This is a genomic window from Shewanella sp. SACH, from assembly GCF_001887095.2.
Lineage (GTDB): Bacteria > Pseudomonadota > Gammaproteobacteria > Enterobacterales > Shewanellaceae > Shewanella > Shewanella baltica.
The window spans coordinates 20,728-45,201 of the sequence record NZ_MPDG02000008.1; the positions used below are offsets into that span (position 1 = coordinate 20,728).

A 24,474-nucleotide genomic window follows, 5' to 3' on the forward strand; every position below is an offset into this window, starting at 1 on the left:
CCTGCGTAATTGAGGTAAAGCATCAACAGAGGGAAGACGATAAGCGTGATGGAAACCGCAGTGGAGTTGACGACTTTTGAGAGCCTAATACGCTGGACATTACTCCTGCTTGGTGGCCTGCCGCTACTCACTTATCCCGGAGTGCTCCTCGCCAGTTTGATGGGACTGGCCAGTCAATCAAGTATCAAACCCGCTTTTATTTATCGATTGATGAATCAGTGTTTTCTGTGGGGCAGCTTAGTTTATCCCGCCGTATATATTCCCTGCTATCGCATCGCTAGCGATAGCACAGCCTCGTCACCCTTAGTCACCGCAGCCTTGCCACTGCTGTATCTTATTTTACTCTATGGTTGCTTCCGCTTTATGGACATTCCAATTAAAGCGACTGATGACTAACACTTTTGTTGGCGAGCATACTTCTGCTTAAGGCCTTTATGATTTGCTTTAACTAACTTCCAGCGATCGCAACCGTTAAAGCGGGCATATTCACTGACGGCGATATCAAAGGCAGCACAGAAATCCTCATCTAGGCCATTCACCATCACGCCCGCTTCTAAGGTCAATTGCTGCAATAACAAGATGCCCGTTTGGCGATCGGCTTTCACATCCACGCGGCCGACAAAAGTATCGCGCCACAGAATCGCTAAAGAATAATAACCATACCGACGCTTTTCGGCGGGCACATAGACTTCAATTTGATAATCAAAATCAAACCATTGCTTTAGCCGTTGCCGTTGGATTAATAAATTATCGAAGGGATTTAGCAGCCAGACTTTATTGGGTAATGGCGCATGGAGCTGTAATGCAGGGTAGTAAAAGTAGCTTTGCCCCGCCGCCTTAAAACTCGCTAATCCACCCTGTGACAGCATTTCTGCCAGCTCTTGGGCTACTGCTGATTTTAAGCCTTTGCGTAGATAAGCTATTTGCGCCGCAGTACCAAATGCATGGGCATCGAGATAACGATCAATCAGATAGCGGGTAAATTCAGCCTCTGTCGGTGCTTTGGCATTTATGTCTTGTGGTAACACCCGCGCAGTAAGATCGTAAACCTTCTGGAATTTCTCTCGCCGCACCACCATCAGCTCACCACGCATAAAGAGCTGCTCTAGGGCTTTTTTCGCGGGTTTCCAATCCCACCAGGCACCGTTTTTACCTTCACTGTGTTCAAAATCACTGGCCTTGAGTGGCCCTTCTGCAAGGATTCGTGCCCGCACTTCTTGCATTACTTTATCGTCGGGCTCAAACCAATGCTTACCGCCATTTTGCAGCTGCAGTTTACGTTGCAAACTAAAACGGTAATCGGCGATCGGTAAATAGGCCGCCGCATGGGACCAATATTCGAAAATCTCACCTTTAGCCAAAGCCGAATCGAGCATCTTCGGCTGGTATCCGGGCATACGGCTATGCAACACATGGTGATGCGCACGCTCAACCACGTTAATCGAGTCGATTTGCACATAACTTAGGCGCAAGACAGTCTCAGCCACCGAAGTCTGTGGCTGTAATAATCCTTGCTGCTGCATCGTTAATTGCAGCCATTCGCGGGGTGAAAAGGGATTCGACATCAAGTCTCCTAACGCAACGACCGGCAAAACTTCAGGCTCAATAGATAAACTTAAAATACTGAAAATAAAGCTGATGTACTTATTATTTTGCGAGTGTTCCTCTAAAATACACCGCAAACCAGCTCATGCAGCGCGCTCTTCGGATAACATAAGCCATTTATAACTTAACGGCTATCGCTTTACAGGCCTGCTAGTTTCACGACTCAAGGTCGCGCTAACCACGTACTGACGCCTCATTAAGGATTGATGATGAATATCTACTATCGCCAAGCACAACTCTGCGGCCGCAAAACGGGCAATGGCGCTAAGCTGCCATTTTTGATGAATATCTTGTATTCACTTGCGGCTAAAAATGGCGATCACCAGCCCTTTTCAATGGATGACATTAACACCGTACTATTTAATCGACATCAGTCGATTGGTTGCTCTATCAAAGCGCCGCTACCGATAGTGAGTTGGCGCACCGAAGCGATAGAGTATGAGTTATTCAAAGGCGAAGAGCTGGTGTACCTGCCCCAATGCATCATCTTTAGCAATGGCGCCATCGCCTATGTCATTGTCGTCATAGGTGATGAGTATGAGCTGCGTATTTGGCCCGATTACAGTAACCGTGAGCGTGAAAAACAGCACTGGTTTTCCCACCATGCCGTAGTCTATTCCGCCGAACTTGACGTCTTTAAGCAAAGCTTCGAAGCACTGCTTAAGCATATTCGAAAAGAAGATGACTACGAGGCAAAACACCCCAAGTTTGGCTAAAGCGCCATGCTTTTGAGTAACTCATGTATCGCTTAATATTTTAATTAACAGCCACTGCCATAATTTTGCCACTATTGATCAGCAACTTGCCCGCAACTCTTGTAGGGAAATCTGTTTTAATACTTGCCGTTAATGCTTAGCCTTCTTGGCGAAACATGGCATAAAAACTTAAGGCTCAGTACTGTATTTCATAGGGAATGAAATCACATGTTCAACATTATCGTGGGCGTCATCGCCCTATTCACTTTGGCATTATTTGGTGGTGCAGCCTACTTAGTCGTACGTGCACTGCTAAAAAAATTCAATCGAGATCAAGGAATAGACATGGAATCGCCACAGGCACAGTCCTCACACAGCAAAGGGACACCACTCGCCAAAAACACCACCCTATTGAAAGCGTTAACCATAGGCATACTGTCGATCTTAGCTATGATCCCATTAGGGATCATCATGGATATGACCTCAGATCGCGAAGCCTTGTACCACAGTGTTGTCAATGAAATTGGCCGTTCATGGGGTGAGCAGCAAACCCTCTCAGGGCCTGTGCTTGTCATTCCCTATAGCTATTTTGTGATGCAGGAAGAAGTCAGCGCCGATGGCAAAAATCGCCATCAAGTGAAGCGTACCTATCAAGATGAATTAGTCATACTGCCAAAAAAACTCAAGCTCGATTTAGATCTTAAGCATGACTTCCGTACCCGTGGCATTTATCAATCCTTAGTCTACAACGCTACTTTGCAAGGCAAGGCAGATTTCAGTTTAAGTAATTATGAAATCCCTAACCTCATTGCCTTTGACAATAAAAATGCGCGCCTCGCCTTTGGTGTTTCATCAAATCAAGCCATTGATAAAGTGGATAAACTTGAATTAACGGGTGATGCGGTCACGCTTTCAGGCTCACTGATGTCTGGCACCGGATTAGGCAGCACAGGTGGCCTAGAAAAGGGCTTCAACCAAGGCGTACAAGTCGCCGAAGCCAGTGACTTTAGCGTGGACTTTGCGATGACACTGCGCGGTTCTCAGTCTATCAGCGCCCTGCCACTGGGTGAGCGAACCTTAATTAACATTCACGCCGACTGGCCACACCCCAGCTTTAAGGGATTATTACCCGCAGAGCGTGATATTAACGCGCAGGGCTTTACGGCAAGCTGGAATATCAGTCACTTAACCCGTAACTATCCTCAGGAGTTCATTAAGAGTAATCAATCGAGTCTGACCGAAGTATCGGCCAATGCGATTTTATTCGAACCTGTGACTCACTATGGCAAGATTGAACGCTCAGTGAAATATGGCCTACTGTTTATCGTACTGACTTTTATCATGTTGTTCATTTTTGAGCTTGGGCAAAAAACTAGCCTCAGCACGATTCAATATGTGTTAGTCGGCAGCGCCATGGCTTTGTTCTATTTGCTACTGCTGTCGCTGTCTGAGCATTTAGCCTTCTTGCATGCCTATTTAATTGCCGCCTGTATTCCCGTGTTGTCGGTATCTGCCTACGTGGGCAGTGCCACCGCAAGCATCAAGCGCGGTGCGATAGTGGGCATTATGCTGGTGAGTTTATATGCCGTGCTGTACTCGATACTGCAACTGGAAGACTACGCCCTGCTAATGGGCACAGGATTACTGTTAGTCGTCCTACTGATTTTGATGTTTGTCACAAGGCATCAACCCAAGAACACGGCGTAACAACGCCCAACCGATCCACCCTTGAAGACCCCCGACAGCGCCACTTTTTGCTGTCGGGATTTTTTTATTGGCAAAGCCATTGCCGCGTTGTAGCCTATGGCGTTTATCAAGAGGCTTATATTTTGACCCATAGCGCCTATCTTTTCCGCCGTTTAGGTTTAGCCTGGTTATTGCTGGCAAGCATTCCAAGCTTACTGTTACTGACCCAAAATCAGTTGTTTCCACTGATCGATCTGCATTCTCACTTAGCCCGAACCTTATATTGGATTACCATGACGGGCACAGCGCCTTATGGCGTGGCCACTGTGTTGTTTGTGCTGGCTATCGCCTATCGTCTTATGCCTAAAGCCCTCTTTATGAGTTTGTTTTTAGCCATTAGTCTCAGCCAAGTCATCAGCTTAAGTGTGAGCCATACGCTCAAATCCTATTTTAAAGAGCCCAGACCTAATCTGGTCTTTTTGGCTAAGCAAGCACTGCCTACGGACGAACAGCTTTCACTCGATGCCTTTTATCAATTGGATAAACAAGGGCGCTCCAAGACAATATCCACTGCGCTCGATGGCTTAAAAGTGACGGAGCCTGAGATGAGACTCGACTCGCGCATTCACCAGCATTGGGAAGATGAAATTGGTTACTCATTCCCTTCTGGGCATACCATTTTTGCTGTGACACTTGTGCTCACCGCCAGTTACTATCTGCTGCTCGCAGGCCTACCTAGCGTTGCATTGGTATTATTGGGTTGGGGATTTTTGATGGGATTGAGCCGCATGCTGTTAGGGATGCACTGGCCACAAGATGTGTTGTTTTCGACCTTTTTAGCCGCCTTCATCAGCGGCTTGAGCGTGTTCTTAGTCAGTAAAATACGCCCACTCACGCAAACGCTCGTGAACGAGCCAGAACGCTAACCTCTGTAGTTGATCATCTCGATTCAGCCTTTCGCTCAAATACTTAGGCCTTGCTAAGCACTGCCTAAGTATTTGACCACTAAGGTCTGATAAATCCCATTGGCCTTAATTTTTGCCAGCCCTTGATTAAAAGTATCCCGCGCCACTGAGTTGTGGAATACCATGCGATAGGATGTCGGCGGGAAAATAAAGTGATAGCTCAATGCTTGCTGGGTGTCGATATTGGGCTCAACAAACCGATTCAATTGGGTAAAGATATAACGGTCGGCAATCACGGTATTAATCCGACCTAAGTACAACATACGATTCTGGCTTAATTGAGTATCAACTTCGCGATAAATCGTCTGTTGCGCTACGGCATTAAATTCAGCACCGAGCAATAGGCGAGCATTTTCAAAGGCCGCAATACTGTAGTTTTTTAGATCGGCAATACTTTTTATTTCAAGGTGTTGCGCAGCCAAGCTAATCGCCACATTGGTATAGTCGACATAATCATTAGACCAATAGCCATCTACACCATTTGCGGGATTCATGGTCATCACGGCATCTAATCTGTCTTTGTTGAAATATAAGACTTGGCGCTTACGAGAGTAAAATTTAAAGTTAACTGACTGGCCCATTTCCTTAAAGGCGGCCTTAATAATATCAATCTCAAGTCCCGATTCGGCATCTTCGATAATATAGGGTGGGCGATTTAACGCACTACCAATGGTTATCGAGGCAGGAAATGCATACGTCGGTAAGATTAATAGGCAGATTAACAGCAAACTCAAGCGCATACAGTGTCTCACTCTTATTAGTATTATAACTATAGCGGTAAATGGTGGGAGATCCAGACAGCGCGCCCCTCACCCACAGTCAGTAAGGGGGATCACTCTCCCAACTTTTAAATCCCGATTGACTCAAGATTTTTGGCAAACTTGGCTAAGACTGGCAAACTAGGGGCAGACCCTGCTAACCCTAAGCTTTCGATGACAGAAACTCACCCATACAAACTCGACCAACTCGATTTAACCATTTTGCGTTTACTGCAAACCCACGGCAGATTATCCAACCTCGAACTGGCCAATAAAGTCGGCCTGTCGCCGTCCCCTTGCTCGCGCCGTGTTAAAGCCTTAGAAGAAGCGGGTTATATTGCCGATTATGCAACGCGTCTGTCGGCGGATAAGTTCAACCTGCATTTGACTGCGTATATTCATGTGCGGATGGAAAAACACACGCCAGCAATCCTCAATCAATTTGAAGCCAATGTACTGGCCTACGAAGAAGTCCAAGAATGCGCGCTGATCACAGGTTCTGAAGCCGACTACCAACTTAAGGTATTAGTGCAAGATATGGCGCACTTTCGCACTTTCCTGTTAGATAAACTCACGACGAATGTGCATATCGCAGGTGTGCATTCCAGCTTTGTGTTGAAAAAGGTCAAGGACCACACGGCCATTCCCTTAAGCCATATCACCATTCAACCATAGGCTATGTAAAAGATACGGCGTTCAGGCACAAAGTGCTGCGACATGACTCAGACTTATCCAGTCACAATCGTGGCTCAAGTAAAGTCATAGCATCAAAATACCCACTAAGCTTCTGCCATACGGTATTTTTTGACCATAAGATCACAATTCATTGCATTTTTATCATCGCAATTATTCGCTAAAGTGAGGTCGCGAGTCATCGCTACTCGCAATATAGTCTCGCATTAAGCCATCAAGAAAAACATAACACCAAAATATCAGCTAAATGAGAATATAAATTGCCAATTAACATCATTTTAACGCACTAAAATTGCGTTGAACTTCTTATTTATCCGCCTAAGATACGCCTTCTTTTTACGGGAGGCACAATGCAATCGGCCAATACAAGTTCGACTAACCACTTCAGCTCACGCTTAGGTTTTATCATGGCGGCAGCCGGTAGCGCCGTTGGTGTAGGTAACATTTGGGGATTCCCCACCCAAGCGGCCACCCATGGCGGCGGAGCCTTTTTGCTGGTTTACCTGGTACTGATTTTCATCCTAGGCATTCCCATGTTAATGGCCGAACTCATGATAGGTCGCCACGGACAGACCAACCCCGCCGATGCCATGGGCAAACTCGGCTTCAACACCCTAACTCGCAGTTTAGGCAAGGCGATAGGTTTGATTTCCATCGTCACCGCGGGATTAATCTATACCTTCTACAGCATTCTTTCTGGCTGGTTTGTCAGCTACGCCATCGCCCCGATTGCCACAGCTTTGGGCTCGAACGACACCGCAGCTTGGTTAGTGGATTTCTCGCTGTCGCGCAATCTCGTGTTCACGCTGATCTTCAGCACACTCGTGTTTCTGGTATTGCTGCAAGGCGTACAAGAAGGCATAGAAAAATGGTCGAAACGCTTGATGCCGTTATTGTTGATCATGCTGATCGCGGGCGTGGCGTATATCTTCACCCTTAATGGTGCGAGCGAAGGCATTACCGCACTATTAACGCCTAACTTTGCCAAGGCACTGGCGCCAGATACCTTGATCAGCGCGCTCGGACAAACCTTCTTCTCCCTCACCATAGGCACAGGTGCCATGATGGTTTATGGCAGCTATTTGAGCCAAAAAGAGAATATTGCCAAACTGACCGTCTGGGTTGCCTTTACCGATAGCGGCATCGCCTTTCTCGCCGCTTTCTTGATTATCCCAGCCATGTATGTGGCCCAGCACAATGGCGTGGAGATTTTTAACGCCGAGGGTAAATTACTCGACTCAGATGCGCTGGTGTTTACTGTCTTACCCGCTTTATTTTCGACCTTAGGTGACACAGCTAATCTCATCATTAGCGTGGTGTTCTTTATTCTGCTGATCATCGCCGGCCTGACTTCAGCCATTTCCATCGCCGAAGTCCCGACTAGCTATGTGATGCAAAAATTCGGACTCAGCCGCAAGCGCGCCACCTTGATCATCGGCCTATTACTGACCTCATTATCTCTATTACTGGCGGTATTTTTTGAGACGTTATTTAGCTTCACTATTATGCTCACCACCCAAATCGCCCAGCCGCTGGTCGCCCTTGGCATCGCGATTTACTTAGGTTGGATTTGGCGCCAAACACAATTACTCAAGGTGATTCGTGGACAAGATGATGTCGATACCACAGGACTCTTCTGGCGCATTTGGCCAAGGTACGTGAAGTATGTGTGCCCAGTACTGATCATCGCGATCGCCATCAGGCAATTTGTGTAACCCTTTAAAAAGCAAAAATCCCCGCTAAGTGCGGGGATTTTTTATTTAGCAATTGATGATCTAATTAACTTTTTAAATAATCATCAAGGCTTGCTGCCGCCAATAGTGAATGCGATGACAGCTGTATCCTTCAATCTATCAATAACGTTGAACTGCTAAGGGAGGCAGGATTTGAACGAAAGGGGATATAAACAGCAGCCTTAAGAGATTAAGGCTGCTTTTGAAGACGGGCAGGTTACTGTTCGATCCCAACGATCAACCAAGGTGAATTGGCTTGCGTTACGTTACGCTCTAAATGCCAGATTTCCTTAATGTCCTCTTCTACGCCTTCAACGGTATCGCGATAGCGGCCGCTAAATTTAACACTCACTTCCGCAAGATTTGCATTGTGTGTGGCGCGGACAAGTTCAGCATCCAAAAACATCACTTCAGTGTGCTGCTCGCCAACTAACTCGCGACGTTGGTTGCTGAGTTCATTGTAAAGATCAATCGAAACATACTCTTGGATTTTGCTTAAGTCGTTTTCATTCCACGCCAATTGCAAGGTTTTGTAGTGGCTACGAGCACCTTCCAAAAAGCCGGGTAAATCAAAACCGGCTGGCAAATCGAAAGGAACTGCGCTTGTCGCTTGGCCAAAACCATTGCTTCCACTGTTAGCATTGGTGGCAAAACCTGTTTGTTCAGCCTGTTGGCGCTGCATATTCGGATTGGGTTGGCCTGCTCCCGCGTAGGCTGGTCTTTGCTGCGCCCCCGCTTTTGAGGCCATCACAGTACGGACAATTTTGAATAGTACGAATGCCAGCAAACCGATTATCAAAATATCCATGATTTGAATATTTTCAAAACCACCGCCCATAAACAGCGCCGCCAATAAGCCACCTGCTAATAAACCGCCTAACATGCCGCCCATCATACCTTTCTTGCCCGGCGCTCCCGCTGGTGCCGTAGTCGGTGTGTTAGTCGCCGCTGGTTGAGCAGGCGCTGTTTGATGACTCTTGCCAATAGACTTACTACCGCCGAACTTTTTCGCTTCTGCAATTGGACTAGCAACCAAGCTAACCGCAAAAATCATCGCAAACATAATTAATAACTTTTTCATTTATAAGATCTTTGTTTGTATAACCTGTGGTGTCGGCATCATAGCGGGATGACATTATATGTCAACTATCAAAAGAGGGGCCTAGGCTTACAAACTTCGTTTGCTCTTCTAAATCGAAATCAAAGTCGTGGGGCTTCATCCCTAATTGTTCAACATGACTCGACTAAGAATGCGACAAAAGACACGTCAGTTCTGACTATGTAATGTGAGAAATGATTAAGCACTGTCATTACAGTGACACGCAGCAAGCACATCCCTGTGTGCTCGACCGTGACATCCCTGTCACGGACGGTCACTTCCATGCCAGTGCTTAATCTTGCCAATCGCGACAGTAATCTGCCCCCCCCTCTACCAAACATACACTCTGTAAATTTCACAATGGGTGGCTCGTTAATTTCAGTGCTCAATCTCGTTAACTATTGTGCGCACTATTCGCCAGAACTCCGAAAAAAAATGCCAAGATCGAAGCAGCATCTCAGCAAACACTGTTTTGAAAGAGTCATTAACACAGCCGCCATCGTGAAAATGCTTGTCGTATCTTTTTATAATATACGTTGACAAATCATAATGTTAATGTAACGTGGTTATAGCTTACGGGCAGATTTTGGGTTGCGTATCGCAATCAGTGAAAAAAATGTCTGATAGACTCGCCTTATGAATAGTTACATTACTTCTAATGTCTCTGACTATGCGAAGGAGTGCCCGTAAGCTACCTTCATAATAATGTGATGAGGTTTTATAGGTTATGGATGCCATAGATAAATTGCAAAGTTGCAAAACTAGACGTGATTTAGCAATTTTACTGAATTATAACCCGTCTCATTTTACTCATTTGCTCTACCATTCAATACCTGAACAAAGGTACAAATCTTTTTTAATACCAAAAAAAAATGGTGGAGAAAGATCAATCAGTGCGCCCAATGAAAAATTAAAACAATTGCAGCGAAATTTATCTAACCTATTGCTAGAGTGCATTGACAATATAAATAAACGCAATGGAGTTAATAATTCTTTGTCGCATGGTTTTGTCAGAGAGAGATCTATTATAACTAATGCAGAGATGCATAAAAATAAGAAGAATGTACTTAATATCGATCTTGAAAATTTCTTTGGTTCTTTCAATTTTGGTCGAGTTAGCGGCTTTTTCATTAAAAACAATAGCTTTTTACTTGAAGAGGTAATTGCGACAACTATTGCTCAGATCTGTTGTTTTAATAATGAATTACCTCAAGGTAGCCCGTGCTCCCCCGTTATTACAAACTTGATAACCCATTCGTTAGATATTAGATTAGCATCTTTGGCAAAAAAATACTCCTGTACATATACCCGATATGTTGACGATATAACTTTTTCAACTAGAAAATCAACATTCCCAATTCAAATCATGAACTTTGAAGACGGAGAGTATTTACCTAGTCAAAGATTGTTGCATGAGATAACTAGATCTGGTTTTAACATTAATAATAGCAAGACCAGAATTCAATTTAAAGATTCTAGACAAGATGTAACTGGTTTAATTGTAAATAAAAAAGTTGGGGTTAAACGAGAATATCGCCAGTTAACTAAAGCAATGTGTAACAAACTATTTAACACTGGGCGGTTCACGAAAGAAATAGATGGACAAGAAATTGAAGGTTCGTTATTAGAGCTAGAAGGGCAATTGAATTTTATCGATTCTATCGATTACTACAATAGAGTTAATTATCCTCAAAATTTAAGTATCCACTATACTCATAGAAACTTTGGTTTTAGAACAAAACTTTTATTAAATGGGCGCGAAAAGATATTAAGCAAGTTTTTATTTTATAAAAATTTTTATTCTTCTGATAAACCTACAATTCTTTGCGAAGGAAAAACGGATAATGTTTATTTGTTATCTGCATTGCATGCATTGTCTAGCAGTTTTAAGAAACTTGCAACCCCGCCTACTAAAACTACTGATTTCAAAACTGAAATTAAATTTTTAAATTATACAAAAAGAACTAAATTCTTATTGGAGTTAGCAGGAGGAACATCATATTTGGCAATGTTCATAGCAAACTACCACTCAAATTACATACAATATAAAGCCCCCAAACCTAAGCACCCCGTAATTATAATTCTTGATAATGATGAAGGATTGAAAGATATAATCAATGAATTAGAGAAGATTAAAACCTGCACTTTTTCACCCCCAAAAACGAAGGGGTCTACAACTCGTGATGCGGTTAAAACATCAACCTTTGTTCATGTTGTTCATAATCTATATCTTGTCATTACCCCCCTTAGTGATGGAAACGACACAATGATTGAAAATTTTTTCGAGAAAGAGCTTTGGGAAACTGTTGTCAATGGTAGAAAGTTTGACCCAACAGAGAAAAAGGAGCCTAAAAATATATTTTATGGCAAAAACATTTTTGCTAATGATGTTGTGAAATTAAATAGAAAAAAAATTAACTTTGAAGGTTTTAGACCATTATTTTATAGGCTGGAAAAGGTTATCTCCAACTACAATAAAATTTAAAAATTTTAAAGAACCTCCTATTTTTAAATTTTTGAAATGCCCTATTTGTAAACAACAGACTATCAGGCATACCACGGGCTTAACTGGATTAAGCACTGTCATGGAAGTGACCGTTGGCGGTATGGATGCCGCCGTCGAGCCCTCAGGGATGAGTTCATGGCGTGTCACTGGAATGACAGTGCTTAATCAATATCACCTGCTGCCAAAAGTGACTTTATTAACAAAATAAAAAAATCCCCGCATTACGGGGATTTTCAATATTTCAAAGACAACTAACACTCACAGCGTTACACGCATTTCCCATCCGATGACTTATCGGAAGAAAGTGCTCGGCTTATGCCGCCGAAGATGACACTCAAGAAGCCAATACTGACATCTTTTTGTCGCTCATCGGCGCTGCCCGTATCGTGGCCGCTCGCCTCACGCATGCTTTGGTTATTGTTAGTTCCGCGCACAAAATCACAGGACGCATTGCTGGTATTGTTCACCGAACAGGCACTGAGCAGAGCGATCATTAGGCCGCAAAGGGCAAAGCGTAATCTTGGCATATTAGTTCAACACTTCTTCTAATGCCTTGAGGCATAAAGAAACATTCTCACGGCGGGCACCAAAGCCCATCAGACCGATGCGCCATGCTTTACCCGCAAGGGCACCAAGGCCTGCGCCGATTTCGAGGTTGTAATCCTTCAGTAAACGAGTCCGCACTGCGGCATCATCCACACCTGCGGGGATATAAACCGTATTCAGCTGCGGTAGGCGATAATCTTCGGCCACTACAAAGTTAAGCCCTAACTTTTCCAGCCCAGCACGCAGCACTAAATGCATTTCGTGATGGCGTTGCCACGCATTCTCTAAGCCTTCAGCCGCCAAAATACGCAGGGATTCATGCAGTGCATAAAGCGCGTTCACTGGCGCAGTGTGATGATAACTGCGTTTGCCGCCCGCGCTGGTCCAATAGGCCATCACTAGACTTTGATCGAGGAACCAACTTTGCACTGGGGTCTTGCGATTCTTGAGTTTATCTACCGCTGCGCTCGAGAAAGACACAGGTGATAGACCTGGTACACAGGAGAGGCACTTTTGACTGCCGGAATAAATGGCATCTATGCCCCATTCATCGACTCTTAACTCGACGCCACCAAGGGAAGTCACGGCATCGACGATTGATAAGCAACCGTATTGTTTGGCTAATGCGCACAAGGTTTTGGCATCGGACAAAGCACCAGTAGAGGTTTCGGCGTGCACAAAGGCTAAAAACTTGGCATCGGGATTGGCTTTCAGCGCCGCTTCCACCGCAGCAGGGTCGACAGGTGCGCCCCACTCATTGTCCACCAGCACAGCAATGGCGCCCACGCGCTCGACGTTTTGGCGCATACGCTCACCAAACACACCGTTACGACAGACAATCACCTTCTCACCCGGCTCGACTAAGTTTACGAAACAGGTTTCCATGCCCGCACTGCCCGGCGCAGAGACTGCCATGGTCATTTCGTTTTTAGTTTGGAAGGCGTATTGGATCAGGCTCTTAAGCTCATCCATCATGCCGACAAATAGCGGATCTAAGTGGCCAATTGTCGGTCTGGACTGCGCCGCAAGCACTTCGGGATAAACATCCGACGGGCCTGGGCCCATCAAAATACGGCGAGGAGGATTAAAAGCGGTAAAACGCGGTGCTGGTAACATCATGTCTCCTTAATGCGTGCAGGTCGAGGTCTCGTTGTTATTCGTTAGCCGTTCTGTTTTAAGAAACAGCCAGTTAATCGTTAACGGGTTAAGTCAGTAACTTAACTGTGACGTATTAATCGGCGGCTAGAGTATTAAGTCTACAAAACTACCACAAAAAAGGGCGCATGTGCGCCCCTCCTTTAGCCTAACTTTGACTTAACTTGTGCCTAACTTTGCCTAACATGTCATCGCGTCGATCTAAGCTATTTGCTTCACCGCAAACGCTATAAGACTTTGTTGCCGTTACCCGCATTTAAAAACAGCTGATAGGCAGGACTTTGGGTTTCCTCTTGATAGACAAAACCCAACTCAGTTAAAAACTGTTGGAACGGCAAGGCATCACTCGCGGGCACTTCAAACCCCGCCAGCACTCGGCCAAAGGCCGCGCCGTGGTTGCGATAATGGAACAGACTAATGTTCCATTTGCTCTGCAAGGTAGTTAAAAACTTCAGCAACGCGCCGGGATGTTCGGGGAACTCGAAGCTAAACAAACGCTCTTCTAAAGGTTCAGGTGGATGACCGCCGACCATGTAGCGCACATGCAATTTCGCGGTTTCATCGCCGGATAAATCCTGCACTTCAAAATCGTTAGCCTCTAAGGTAGCGATGATTTGTTCAAGTTCGCCTTGGCCTCGGCTTAAGCGAATGCCAGCAAACACCACGGCCAGATCGCGACTACTGAAACGATAATTAAACTCTGTCATCACCCGCTTATCGAGTAACTCACAGAATTTTAAGAAACTTCCCGGACGTTCAGGGACTTTCACCGCCAGTACCGCTTCTTTTTGCTCGCCGAGTTCGCAGCGTTCAGACACATAACGCAAACTGTGAAAATTCACATTCGCGCCACTCAAAATCGCGGCAACTTTCTCGCCTTTACCGCTGTCGCCACTGGCATTGGCGCTGACATATTTTTTAAGCCCAGCCAAGGACAAAGCCCCAGCGGGTTCAGCAATCGCACGGGTATCTTCGAAGATATCTTTCACCGCAGCGCAGATTTCATCCGAGGTCACAGTGACCACTTCATCGACATACAGTTTTGCGACTCGAAACGGCTCAGTACCGATACGTTTCACCGCCACACCATCAGCAAATAAACCAACTTGCGCCAGTGTCACAGGTTCGCCCGCTTCCATCGCAGCCTTTAAACAGGCGGCATCTTCTGGCTCGACGCCGACAATTTTCACCTGCGGCATCACCGCCTTGTAATAGGCTGCGATACCCGCAATTAAACCGCCACCGCCCACGGGCACAAATACCACTTCGAGATCGCGCTGCTGCTGCAACATCTCTTGGGCGATAGTGCCTTGGCCTGCGATCACCGCTTCATCATCAAAGGGCGCGATATAGACTCGGCCCTCTTCTTTGGCCATCGCCATCGCATAGCCATTGGCTTGATCAAAAGCTTGGCCATGCAATACCACGTTGCCACCTAAACGGCGCACCGCATCGACTTTGATATCGGGCGTCGTCTCAGGCATCACAATCACAGCATCCACGCCGCGACTCGCCGCCGACATTGCCACACCCTGAGCATGATTGCCTGCCGAAGCGCACACCACGCCGCGCTGACATTCTTCTTTCGTCAGCTGGGCGATACGGTTATAGGCACCGCGTAACTTGAAGGAATGCACTGGCTGCATATCTTCGCGCTTCAAAAATACCTGACAACCTAAACGCGCCGATAACTTGTTCATGCTTGAAAGCGGCGTCACTTTCGCTATGTCATACACAGACGACAACAGGATTTTTTGCAGATAGCTTTGTGCCAACTGAAAATGTGCTAAATCCGTCCGAGCTTGCGATGCAAGTGGCAACATATTAGTCCTCCAGTTTACTGCGATCGCGCACAGCGCCCTTGTCGGCACTGGTGGCGAGCATGGCGTAGGCCTTAAGCGCGAGTGATACATAACGTTGGCGACCGATAGGTTTCCACGCCATTGGGCCAAGACTGTGCATTTTTTCGCGGCGAGCATTGAGTTCAACATCACTTACTGCCAACTTGATGCTGCGCTTGGGTATATCAATTTCGATGCGATCGCCATTTTCAATCAAGGCGATTGTGCCGCCCGCTGCCGCTTCGGGTGAAACGTGGCCAATCGATAAGCCTGAAGTGCCACCGGAGAAACGACCGTCGGTGATCAGCGCACAGGCTTTGCCTAAGCCACGTGATTTTAAGTAACTGGTTGGATACAACATTTCTTGCATACCCGGGCCGCCTTTCGGGCCTTCGTAACGGATAACAACCACATCACCCGCCACCACTTCGCCACCTAAGATACCCGCCACGGCATCATCTTGGCTTTCATAGACGCGCGCCGAGCCGACGAAGGTCAGATTCGATTCATCCACGCCCGCCGTTTTAACGATACAACCGTTCTCGGCCACGTTGCCCGACAATACGGCAAGCCCGCCCTCTTGGCTGAAAGCAAACTCGCGGCTACGGATACAACCTTCTTGTCTGTCGTTATCCAGTGACGGCCAGCGACAATCTTGGCTAAAGGCTTTAGTGGTCGGAATGCCCGCAGGTCCCGCCATAAAGAAGTGTTTTACTTTTTCATCTTGCGTCTGCATCACATCGTACTGGGCCAATACCGATTTTAACGTCCCGCTGCCCGGCGTGCCGTCATTATCGGCCGCCACATGGAACACATCGGTATGCAGTAATCCGGCTCTGTCGAGCTCGCCCAAAATCCCCATCACGCCGCCCGCACGGTGCACGTCTTCCATATGGTATTTAGGCGTCGATGGCGCAACCTTACAAAGGTGCGGCACAAGGCGCGACATACGGTCGATATCCGCCATGGTAAAATCAACATCGGCTTCCTGAGCAGCGGCTAATAAATGTAATACAGTGTTAGATGAACCGCCCATGGCGATATCTAAGGTCATGGCATTTTCGAAGGCGTTAAAGTTGGCGATATTACGTGGTAATGCCGATTCATCATCTTGATGATAATAACGTTTTGCCAGCGCCATCACGCGGCGACCCGCTTCTAAAAACAGCTCACGGCGATCGGCGTGGGTTGCCAGCATAGAACCGTTACCCGGCAGCGATAACCCTAGGGCTTCGGTTAAACAGTTCATTGAGTTGGCGGTAAACATGCCCGAGCAAGAGCCGCAGGTTGGGCACGCGCTACGCTCGATTTTGGCACTGTCTTCATCGCTCACATTCGAGTCGGCGCCCGCCACCATAGCATCGACTAAGTCGAGCTTAATGAGCTTATCCGACAGCTTAGTTTTGCCTGCTTCCATCGGTCCACCAGACACAAATACGACGGGAATATTGAGGCGCAGCGCCGCCATCAACATGCCGGGGGTGATCTTGTCGCAGTTGGAGATACACACTAAGGCATCGGCGCAGTGGGCGTTAACCATGTATTCCACACTGTCGGCGATAAGCTCACGCGATGGCAGACTATAGAGCATGCCGCCGTGGCCCATGGCGATACCGTCATCGACGGCAATCGTATTGAATTCTTTTGCGATACCGCCCGCTTCTTCAATGGCGCTCGCGACGAGTGAGCCCATGTCTTTTAAGTGCACGTGGCCCGGTACAAATTGAGTAAAGGAGTTAGCAATGGCGATAATTGGCTTACCAAAATCATTGTCTTTCACCCCTGTGGCGCGCCATAACGCACGTGCACCCGCCATATTGCGGCCTTCGGTACTGGTAGCTGATCGTAACTTTGGCATTGACTGTATCCTTTATCTCAAATCGAAAATCGTATTCTTAATTCACATGGCGAATGCTGCACTTACCGCATTCCCCTCAATATCTGTCGCTAAATAGTATCTGGCACTAATTCATACTATTTGGTACTGATCGGCGCCCCAACATCAGGGACTAAGATAACCCAAGCAAGGCCTTAAGCATTCGCCGTTTGTTGCAGGCTCAGCGGTAACAATACCTTACATTGGGTCACATCAATCAGTTTATTCAGCTGATTACTTAACAGTTCGATGGCGCGTTCGCTATCGACCTCCATATCCAGCGACAGGCTCGCATCGTCATTCATGCGCATCTGCATTTGGGTAATCGTAAAGCCACGATGGCGAGTCACGCGCAAAACACGCTCAAGCACTTCGGGGCGTTGTTGAACCGTTAATTCCAGAGAGTGGATCATGTTTGTTTCTCCATTTCGTCCATCATATCGCTGTTTGATGCGCCGGGGGGCACCAGTGGCCAAACGTTAAAAGCATCGTCGATTGCAACGTGTAACAAATACGGGCCCTTAGCTGCTAACATTTCGGTTAATGCTTCTTCCACTTCGTCGGAAGAGAAAATCGTGCGGCCGGGGATATCAAAGGCGGAGGCCAATAAAACAAAATCTGGGTTATCGGATAAATCCGTTTCGCTGTAGCGTTCTTCAAAGAATAGCTGTTGCCACTGCTTCACCATGCCAAGCTTTTGGTTATCAACCAGCACGATTTTCACTGGCAGCTTGCGGCGTTTGATGGTGGTCAGTTCCTGCACATTCATCATGAAAGAACCATCGCCAGACACAGTAACTACAGTGGCATCGGGACGGGCCACTTGCGCACCAATGGCGGCGGGTAAGCCAAAGCCCATAGTGCCTAAGCCCGCGCTGGACAGATGATCTTCTGGACGGCGGAACCACATATGCTGGGCCACCCACATTTGGTGCTGACCCACATCGCAGCACACTACGCTGTCTTCGGGTAATTTATTGGCTAAGCGGCGCAGCAGCGCAGGCGCATAGATCAAACTGCCGGGGTGTTGATAATCCCATTGATGCTTACGGGATAAATGCTCCACCTCGGCCTGCCAAGGGGTGATGTTCATCGACATGGCTAAGGCAGGTAAGATTTGGCGTAAGTCGCCGGCGATTGCCACCTCAGGCATACGTAATTTGCCCAGCTCAGCGGCGTCGATGTCTAAATGGATCACTTTGGCCTTGTCGGCAAAGCTCGCTAAACGGCCGGTGACTCGGTCGTCGAAACGGGCGCCCACCACGATCAGCAAATCGCAATCCTGTACCGCTAAGTTAGCGGCCTTGCCGCCATGCATGCCTAACATGCCCAAGTAGCCGGGTGTGCCGTGGGCAATACTGCCCAGCCCTTTCAAGGTTGCGACCGAAGGTATGCCCGTCACTTTGATAAACTCACGCAGTTGATCGACCGCGCCCGCCATGCCTACACCACCGCCGACATACAGCATAGGCTGTTTAGCCTCAGCCAACAGTGCACGGGCAGCGTCGATATCACTCATCTCGGCTTGAGGTTCGTTCATCACGGCCAGCAAAGGGGTGCGGTATTCCAATTGGGCGATTTGGATATCCTTCGGGATATCGACCAGCACAGGGCCAGGGCGACCAGATGCGGCGATTTCGAAGGCTTGATACAAGGTTGGGATCAGGTCGTTGACGTCTGTCACCATAAAACTGTGCTTAGTGCAGCTCAGTGACATGCCCAGCACGTCGATTTCTTGAAAGGCGTCGGTGCCGATAACGGCGGTAGAAACTTGGCCTGTGATAGCCACCATAGGCACTGAATCTAACAGGGCATCGGCTAAGGAAGTGATCAAGTTAGTCGCGCCAGGGCCTGAAGTCGCAAAGCACACGCCAGTTTTACCGCTGGCTCTTGCGTATCCTACGGCGGCAAAGGCGGCGCCTTGTTCGTGACGGCTGAGCAGATGTTCGACAGGGCTTCCATAGAGGGCATCGTATATTGGCATAATGGCACCACCTGGGTAACCAAACACTGTGGTGACTCCATGTGCTGCTAACACTTTAATTACCGCATCTGCGCCTCTGATCATCTGCCCTGGTTCCATATTCTCTCTCGCTACGTTAGTCCTGAATTGCCGAAAATCGACGCTAATTTTTAACTCTTTCGAAGCTTAGGACCTTGTTCTAGGCCCTGAAACGAAGAACCCCCCGGTCCTTTCGGAGCGGGGGGTTCTTTCGAAACTTTTAACCTTTTAGGTCTATCAGTTCGCCATGCGCCGCCCCCGCTGTGATTTAATAATCACGACGGTAATAATCACGAGAATGAGCTTGGCAGCTTGGTTAAACATCAATATGGATTCCTAATCGGTGTTTCTAAAATTGGGATATTGCATGAAAGTTAGTTTCGCTTTGGACTTTGCCCGACCGCGAGCTATTAGCTTTACCATAAAGCGACAGCCAAACACAATAAAAAATATCTTTTGTCAAAAAAAATTCAGCTTCCCTGCCGAGACAATGCAAAACAACAAAGTAAAACGTTAACTGTTGATCCTCAGTCGGCGCGATTCACCTACCGCAGGATTCATTCACTGAACGCGCATTTACTCGCGAACGCTCACTGAAGATTCACTCACTAACTATTAACTCACTAACTATGTCGTTTTTGCCCGCTCGACAACCCACTGAACAGGAAAAAATTTGTTTCTCACTACACTGATTTATCACAAAGCTGATTCATCACTAAGCAAACTCAAGATGCGCGTTTCAGTCTCTGAGGTTGCTTGGGAACTGAGCTGAGACCCAAGTCCTTTGAATCTCAACCCTCTCCCCCAAAGTTGGGCTTAACTAACGATCAATTAGGCCTCAACAATGCTTTTCATATCAGTCATGTAACCGCGAAGTTCAGCGCCAACATATTCCACCGCCGTTTCACGAATCGCTTCGTTAACTGCGATGAGCGTTAGGTTGTCGACACCGGTTGCGCTGTCTTTCAGGCCAGCACCTAAATACTCAGATGACATGGCATTAACGTAATCGCGAAGCATAGGTACGGCGGCGTGATTGAACAGGTAGCAACCGTATTCGGCCGTGTCTGAAATCACCACGTTCATTTCATACAAACGCTTACGGGCAATCGTGTTAGCGATAAGTGGGGTTTCGTGCAATGACTCGTAATAAGCCGACTCTTCCACGATACCCGCAGACACCATAGTGTCGAACGCCAGTTCCACACCCGCTTTGATCATAGCGACAAGGAAAATTCCTTTGTCGAAATAGGTTTGTTCGTCGATATGCTCGCTCGATACGGGTGCATTTTCGAAACCTGTTTCGCCAGTTTCCGCTCTCCAACGCAGTAAGTTCGCATCATCGTTCGCCCAGTCTTCCATCATAGTGCGAGAGAATTCGCCGCTGATGATGTCATCCATGTGCTTTTCAAATAATGGCTGGAGGATTTCTTTTAAATCTTCTGCAATTTCAAATGCTTTAATCTTGGCTGGATTAGACAAACGGTCCATCATGTTAGTGATGCCACCGTGTTTCAGCGCTTCAGTGACCGTTTCCCAACCTTGCTGGATAAGCTTGGCCGCGTAGCCTGGCTCAACGCCATCGGCGATCATTTTCTCGTAACCTAAGATGGCGCCCGTCTGCAACATACCGCACAGAATGGTCTGCTCGCCCATCAGATCCGACTTAACTTCAGCGATGAAAGACGACAGTAAAACACCGGCTCTGTCGCCACCCGTTGCGCTAGCGTAGGCTTTCGCAATCTCTAAGCCGTCACCGTTTGGATCGTTTTCTGGGTGAACCGCAATAAGGGTTGGTACACCAAAACCACGTTTGTATTCTTCACGCACTTCAGTGCCTGGGCACTTAGGCGCAACCATCACCACAGTGATATCGGGACGAACTTGCATGCCCTCTTCAACGATGTTGAAGCCGTGTGAGTAAGACAAGGTAGAACCTTGCTTCATCAGTGGCATAACAGCGTTAACCACATTTGAATGCTGTTTGTCCGGCGTCAGGTTAAGCACTAGATCCGCTGCGGGAATTAATTCTTCAAAGGTACCGACACGGAAACCGTTGTCGGTCGCTTTCTGCCATGAGGCACGTTTCTGTTCAATCGCTTCAGGACGCAGGGCAAAAGAAATGTTCAGACCCGAATCACGCATGTTCAAGCCTTGGTTAAGACCTTGAGCACCACAACCTAAAATAACTATATTCCAATCTTTGATGTAGTTACAGCCGTCGCTAAACTCAGAACGATCCATGAAACGACATTGGCCAAGCTGTGCTAATTGTTGACGTAAATTCAGAGAGTTAAAATAGTTAGCCATCTGATATACCACCTATAAGTCAGAAATTTTGGACGCAACCAAACTAACATAATGTTACGGCTTGGTTGTGATTGAAATCACTATAACCCATGCTTATCATTGCTTAAAATGATATATTCGGAACTTCATATTGCATTATGCGCAACGTCAACTGCAATCATGGATCAGTAACACTGACAGTAACATCGGCGCCAATATGCGGTCCCCAATCACGCCATCACTCAAGCCAAGGCTCAAGTTCAGACTAAACAGGATAAGATCATGGATATTCGTACCCTCAAATTGTACCTGCACTTATGTGACAGTTTGCACTTCGCCAAGACAGCGGAACAGATGCATGTGAGCCCATCGACCTTAAGCCGAGCCCTGCAAAGATTAGAAGAGGAAGTAAACGCTAAGCTGTTAGAGCGGGATAATCGCAGCGTGACCTTAACTCACGCGGGACACGAGTTTAAGCGGTTCGCCGAGCAGACTTTGAACCATTGGAGCACACTCAAGCACAGTATCGATCTCAAGCAGGACGTACTGCGTGGTCGGTTGAATCTGTATTGCTCGGTCACCGCAGCCTATAGCCATTTACCAGGTTTATTGGATTTATTCCGCCAAGAACATCCCTTCGTCGAAATCGCCTTAACCACGGGAGATGCGGCGAACGCACTGGCCGAAGTGCAACAGAATCGCGCCGATATCGCCATCGCCGCCCTGCCCGATCCGTTTCCCAGCAGCTTACACTTTGCCAAAATCGACGATGTGCCGCTGTCGATCATCGCCCCAACCATACGTTGCGCGGTGCAGCAGCAGATTTCCCAAACGCCCATCGATTGGTCGAGCGTGCCCTTTATCATTCCCGACCATGGCCCCGGACGTCGCCGCGCCGATAACTGGTTCAAACAAATGGGCATCAGCCCTAATATTTACGCCCAAGTGTCGGGCCAAGAAGCGATCGCCTCTATGGTGGCGTTAGGCTGCGGCGTAAGCATGAGCCCAGAAGTGGTTATCAATAACAGCCCAGTGCGGGATCGCATTCAACTGCTCTCGTCGCCGGTTGCGATTCCGCCGTTCGAGTTAGGTTGCTGCTGCAAAGTAAAACGGCTCGACGATCCCATAGTCAATGCGTTTTTGGATGTGATTTAAGCGGTACGAGTTAATTCAAAAGAAATTTGTGCGACAAGAGTTAATTCAAAAGAGATTTTTGCGTGGCGGGTATCGATGGGGACTAGGAGCGCTAACAGTAAAACGACTCTCCAAGGCAAACACTTAGCCCAAGAGAGTCACTTATATTGAGAGTCGCTGAATCGAAAATAACTTAATCGAGAATAGCTTAATCGTCACCAGATGACGGGTTACACATCCGGTGAGTTGAGCTTATCGATAGGATCGATACGGGTCACCAACAACTGATCGACCTTGTAAGAATCGATATCGACCACCTCAAATTTATAGCCCGCATAGTTCACGAAATCGGTGCGCTTAGGGATTTTACGCAGCATATACATCATAAAACCGGCAATGGTTTCGTAGTTCTGATTATGCGGGAATTCTTCGATGCCGAAGGCGCGCATTACGTCGGTAATAGGTGTTACCCCATCGACTAACCAAGAGTTGCTATCACGGGCGATGATCTGCTCTTCGCTCTCATGCAATGACCAAGCACCCATTACCGCGCGCTGCAAATCGTTGGTCGTGACAATCCCGACCACTAAGGCATATTCGTTCATGACCACGGCAAAATCGGCGCGGCTATTCTTAAAGTATTCCATTGCCTCAGATAGGCTCAAAGTATCAGGAATAATCAGCGAAGTGTGGACTAAGTTACTGCCTTTTAAGGTAATATTCTCACCGTTAATCACTCGGATCAGCAGCTCTTTTGCATCCACAAAACCTTTGATCATATCTAACTGACCATCGCAGACGAGGAACTTGGTATGGGGATCTTCAGAAATCTTACGCTTGATATCTTCTTCGCTATCTTGCAGTAAAAAGTACACTAAGCTTTCACGGGCCGTCATGGCCGAAGTGACAGAAACGGTTTGCATTTCAAACACATTTTCCATCATCTGTTGATCACCGCGATCTAACACCCCAGCTTCGGCGCCCGCATTCATCACGGCATAAATGTCGTCAGAGGTGATGGCATCGTTACGCACGGTTGGGATTTGCAGCAGTTTAAAGATGCCGCTCGCCATGCCATTGAAAAACCACACTAATGGACGCAGTAGCACGATACAGAAAGACATAGGCCCAACAACGGCCAACGCGACGGGCTCTGGCATCGCCATGGCAATGCGTTTTGGCATCAAATCGGCCACTAGAATAAAGGCACTGGTGACGACAATAAAGGATAAAACAAAGCTCATTTGGCTCAACCAAGGATCGGTCAGCAAAGGCGACAGTAACTCATAGAAATAAGGCCGAAATGCCGACTCACCGACGATACCACCCATGATGGCAACGGCATTAAGACCGATTTGTACCACAGTAAAAAAGCTGCCGGGAACGGCTTGTAACTGCAGCACTTTTTCTGCACGGGCATCACCCTCATCGGCCAACTGACGTAAACGGATTTTACGTGAAGCGGCAAGTGCAATTTCTGACATAGAGAAGAAACAACTCGCGCCGATTAGGCACAAAATAATCATCACGTTATCAAACAGACTCATGTAACACCTTTCATTTAACACTGGACTAACTAGGACCAACCCGCGCTTTATTGCTCGCGTGTCAGCTGAATTCATTTTATTTGGGCGCAGTTTGCTTTGTCTTGCTTAGTCTAAAAACCGTTCAACGCGGCTGCGCCAGCCACTTGCTACCCTAAGATAAAAAAGCGCTTAAATTGCTCGCTTTAGAGTGTTCTCAGTATATCTGCAAATTCACGGCTTAGGCGTGACTCGACTCTCGCAGCCAGCGAATAGCGCAAATACGCTTGCATCATTTAAGTGACGTTTGGTGTCGAAGAGACTGAATATCCAGCATTTAATTATTTTATTCGACTCGACATCATTAA

20 protein-coding genes are annotated in these 24,474 nt (G+C 47.2%); 9 read left to right on the plus strand and 11 right to left on the minus strand.

Translation table 11 applies throughout. From position 1 onward, the window contains the following. The first annotated feature begins 48 nt into the window (after positions 1–48). Positions 49–396 (plus strand): hypothetical protein, encoded by a 348-nt coding sequence (locus BM607_RS19830; RefSeq protein ID WP_071940603.1) that lies wholly within the window; start codon positions 49–51, stop codon positions 394–396. Here BM607_RS19830 and BM607_RS19835 read toward each other — a convergent pair. Next, the gene (locus BM607_RS19835) at positions 393–1,565 is read right to left on the minus strand and encodes a crosslink repair DNA glycosylase YcaQ family protein (protein ID WP_071940604.1); all 1,173 of its coding nucleotides are present in this window, start codon (positions 1,563–1,565) and stop codon (positions 393–395) included. The two genes, BM607_RS19830 and BM607_RS19835, sit on opposite strands and share 4 nt — an antisense overlap. A 249-nt stretch (positions 1,566–1,814) precedes the next feature. On the opposite strand from BM607_RS19835, the gene BM607_RS19840 reads away from it, so the two are divergent. The 3 genes from BM607_RS19840 (at position 1,815) to BM607_RS19850 (ending at position 4,912) form a co-directional block, all read left to right on the plus strand. Further along, complete coding sequence (locus tag BM607_RS19840; protein WP_012588743.1) at positions 1,815–2,321, plus strand: hypothetical protein; 507 nt, start codon at positions 1,815–1,817, stop codon at positions 2,319–2,321. 207 nt (positions 2,322–2,528) lie between these two features. After that, positions 2,529–4,007 (plus strand): cell envelope integrity protein CreD, encoded by a 1,479-nt coding sequence (gene creD / locus BM607_RS19845; protein WP_071940605.1) that lies wholly within the window; start codon positions 2,529–2,531, stop codon positions 4,005–4,007. Positions 4,008–4,129: 122 nt separating this feature from the next. Beyond that, complete coding sequence (locus BM607_RS19850) at positions 4,130–4,912, plus strand: phosphatase PAP2 family protein (protein ID WP_071940659.1); 783 nt, start codon at positions 4,130–4,132, stop codon at positions 4,910–4,912. Positions 4,913–4,965: 53 nt separating this feature from the next. Here BM607_RS19850 and BM607_RS19855 read toward each other — a convergent pair whose 3' ends face one another. Beyond that, positions 4,966–5,691: a transporter substrate-binding domain-containing protein gene (locus BM607_RS19855; RefSeq protein ID WP_012588746.1), complete on the minus strand. Its 726-nt coding sequence runs from the start codon at positions 5,689–5,691 to the stop codon at positions 4,966–4,968. Between the two features lie 192 nt (positions 5,692–5,883). Between BM607_RS19855 and BM607_RS19860 the strand changes: the two genes are divergently transcribed. Then, a complete protein-coding gene (locus BM607_RS19860; protein WP_006083449.1) occupies positions 5,884–6,384 on the plus strand; it encodes an Lrp/AsnC family transcriptional regulator in 501 nt (166 codons plus the stop codon). Between the two features lie 368 nt (positions 6,385–6,752). Beyond that, positions 6,753–8,117, plus strand: coding sequence for a sodium-dependent transporter (locus BM607_RS19865; RefSeq protein ID WP_071940606.1), 1,365 nt, complete (start codon positions 6,753–6,755; stop codon positions 8,115–8,117). 235 nt (positions 8,118–8,352) lie between these two features. Here the strand turns inward: BM607_RS19865 and BM607_RS19870 are convergent, their stop codons facing one another. After that, positions 8,353–9,216, minus strand: coding sequence for a Tim44-like domain-containing protein (locus tag BM607_RS19870; protein ID WP_071940607.1), 864 nt, complete (start codon positions 9,214–9,216; stop codon positions 8,353–8,355). Positions 9,217–9,961: 745 nt separating this feature from the next. Between BM607_RS19870 and BM607_RS19875 the strand changes: the two genes are divergently transcribed. Both BM607_RS19875 and BM607_RS22265 read left to right on the plus strand, forming a co-directional pair. Continuing rightward, on the plus strand, positions 9,962–11,719 hold the full coding sequence (locus BM607_RS19875; RefSeq protein ID WP_071940608.1) for a retron Ec67 family RNA-directed DNA polymerase/endonuclease: 1,758 nt from the start codon (positions 9,962–9,964) through the stop codon (positions 11,717–11,719). A gap of 100 nt (positions 11,720–11,819) precedes the next feature. Then, the gene (locus BM607_RS22265) at positions 11,820–11,948 is read left to right on the plus strand and encodes a hypothetical protein (RefSeq protein WP_012090428.1); all 129 of its coding nucleotides are present in this window, start codon (positions 11,820–11,822) and stop codon (positions 11,946–11,948) included. A gap of 58 nt (positions 11,949–12,006) precedes the next feature. Here the strand turns inward: BM607_RS22265 and BM607_RS19880 are convergent, their stop codons facing one another. From BM607_RS19880 to ilvC, 7 genes are all read right to left on the minus strand, one after another. Next, on the minus strand, positions 12,007–12,267 hold the full coding sequence (locus BM607_RS19880; RefSeq protein WP_071940609.1) for a hypothetical protein: 261 nt from the start codon (positions 12,265–12,267) through the stop codon (positions 12,007–12,009). A 1-nt stretch (position 12,268) separates the two neighbouring features. Further along, complete coding sequence (locus tag BM607_RS19885; protein WP_071940610.1) at positions 12,269–13,402, minus strand: alanine--glyoxylate aminotransferase family protein; 1,134 nt, start codon at positions 13,400–13,402, stop codon at positions 12,269–12,271. Between the two features lie 266 nt (positions 13,403–13,668). Beyond that, positions 13,669–15,264 carry a threonine ammonia-lyase, biosynthetic gene (gene ilvA, locus BM607_RS19890; RefSeq protein WP_012090431.1) on the minus strand — a complete coding sequence of 532 codons (1,596 nt, stop codon included), beginning with the start codon at positions 15,262–15,264 and terminating at the stop codon, positions 13,669–13,671. Between the two features lies 1 nt (position 15,265). Continuing rightward, a complete protein-coding gene (ilvD, locus tag BM607_RS19895) occupies positions 15,266–17,140 on the minus strand; it encodes a dihydroxy-acid dehydratase (RefSeq protein ID WP_006083458.1) in 1,875 nt (624 codons plus the stop codon). A 173-nt stretch (positions 17,141–17,313) separates the two neighbouring features. Next, complete coding sequence (gene ilvM / locus BM607_RS19900) at positions 17,314–17,571, minus strand: acetolactate synthase 2 small subunit (protein ID WP_006083459.1); 258 nt, start codon at positions 17,569–17,571, stop codon at positions 17,314–17,316. Further along, positions 17,568–19,241 (minus strand): acetolactate synthase 2 catalytic subunit, encoded by a 1,674-nt coding sequence (gene ilvG / locus BM607_RS19905; RefSeq protein WP_006083460.1) that lies wholly within the window; start codon positions 19,239–19,241, stop codon positions 17,568–17,570. The genes ilvM and ilvG overlap by 4 nt, the downstream gene beginning before the upstream one ends. Positions 19,242–19,991: 750 nt before the next feature. Continuing rightward, a complete protein-coding gene (gene ilvC / locus BM607_RS19915) occupies positions 19,992–21,470 on the minus strand; it encodes a ketol-acid reductoisomerase (protein WP_071940611.1) in 1,479 nt (492 codons plus the stop codon). Positions 21,471–21,731: 261 nt separating this feature from the next. Here ilvC and ilvY point away from each other — a divergent pair, with 261 nt between their 5' ends. Further along, complete coding sequence (ilvY, locus tag BM607_RS19920) at positions 21,732–22,604, plus strand: HTH-type transcriptional activator IlvY (RefSeq protein ID WP_006083462.1); 873 nt, start codon at positions 21,732–21,734, stop codon at positions 22,602–22,604. 209 nt (positions 22,605–22,813) lie between these two features. Here ilvY and BM607_RS19925 read toward each other — a convergent pair whose 3' ends face one another. Next, positions 22,814–24,130, minus strand: a complete 1,317-nt coding sequence (locus BM607_RS19925; RefSeq protein ID WP_006084442.1) for a hemolysin family protein — start codon at positions 24,128–24,130, stop codon at positions 22,814–22,816. Positions 24,131–24,474 lie beyond the last annotated feature (344 nt).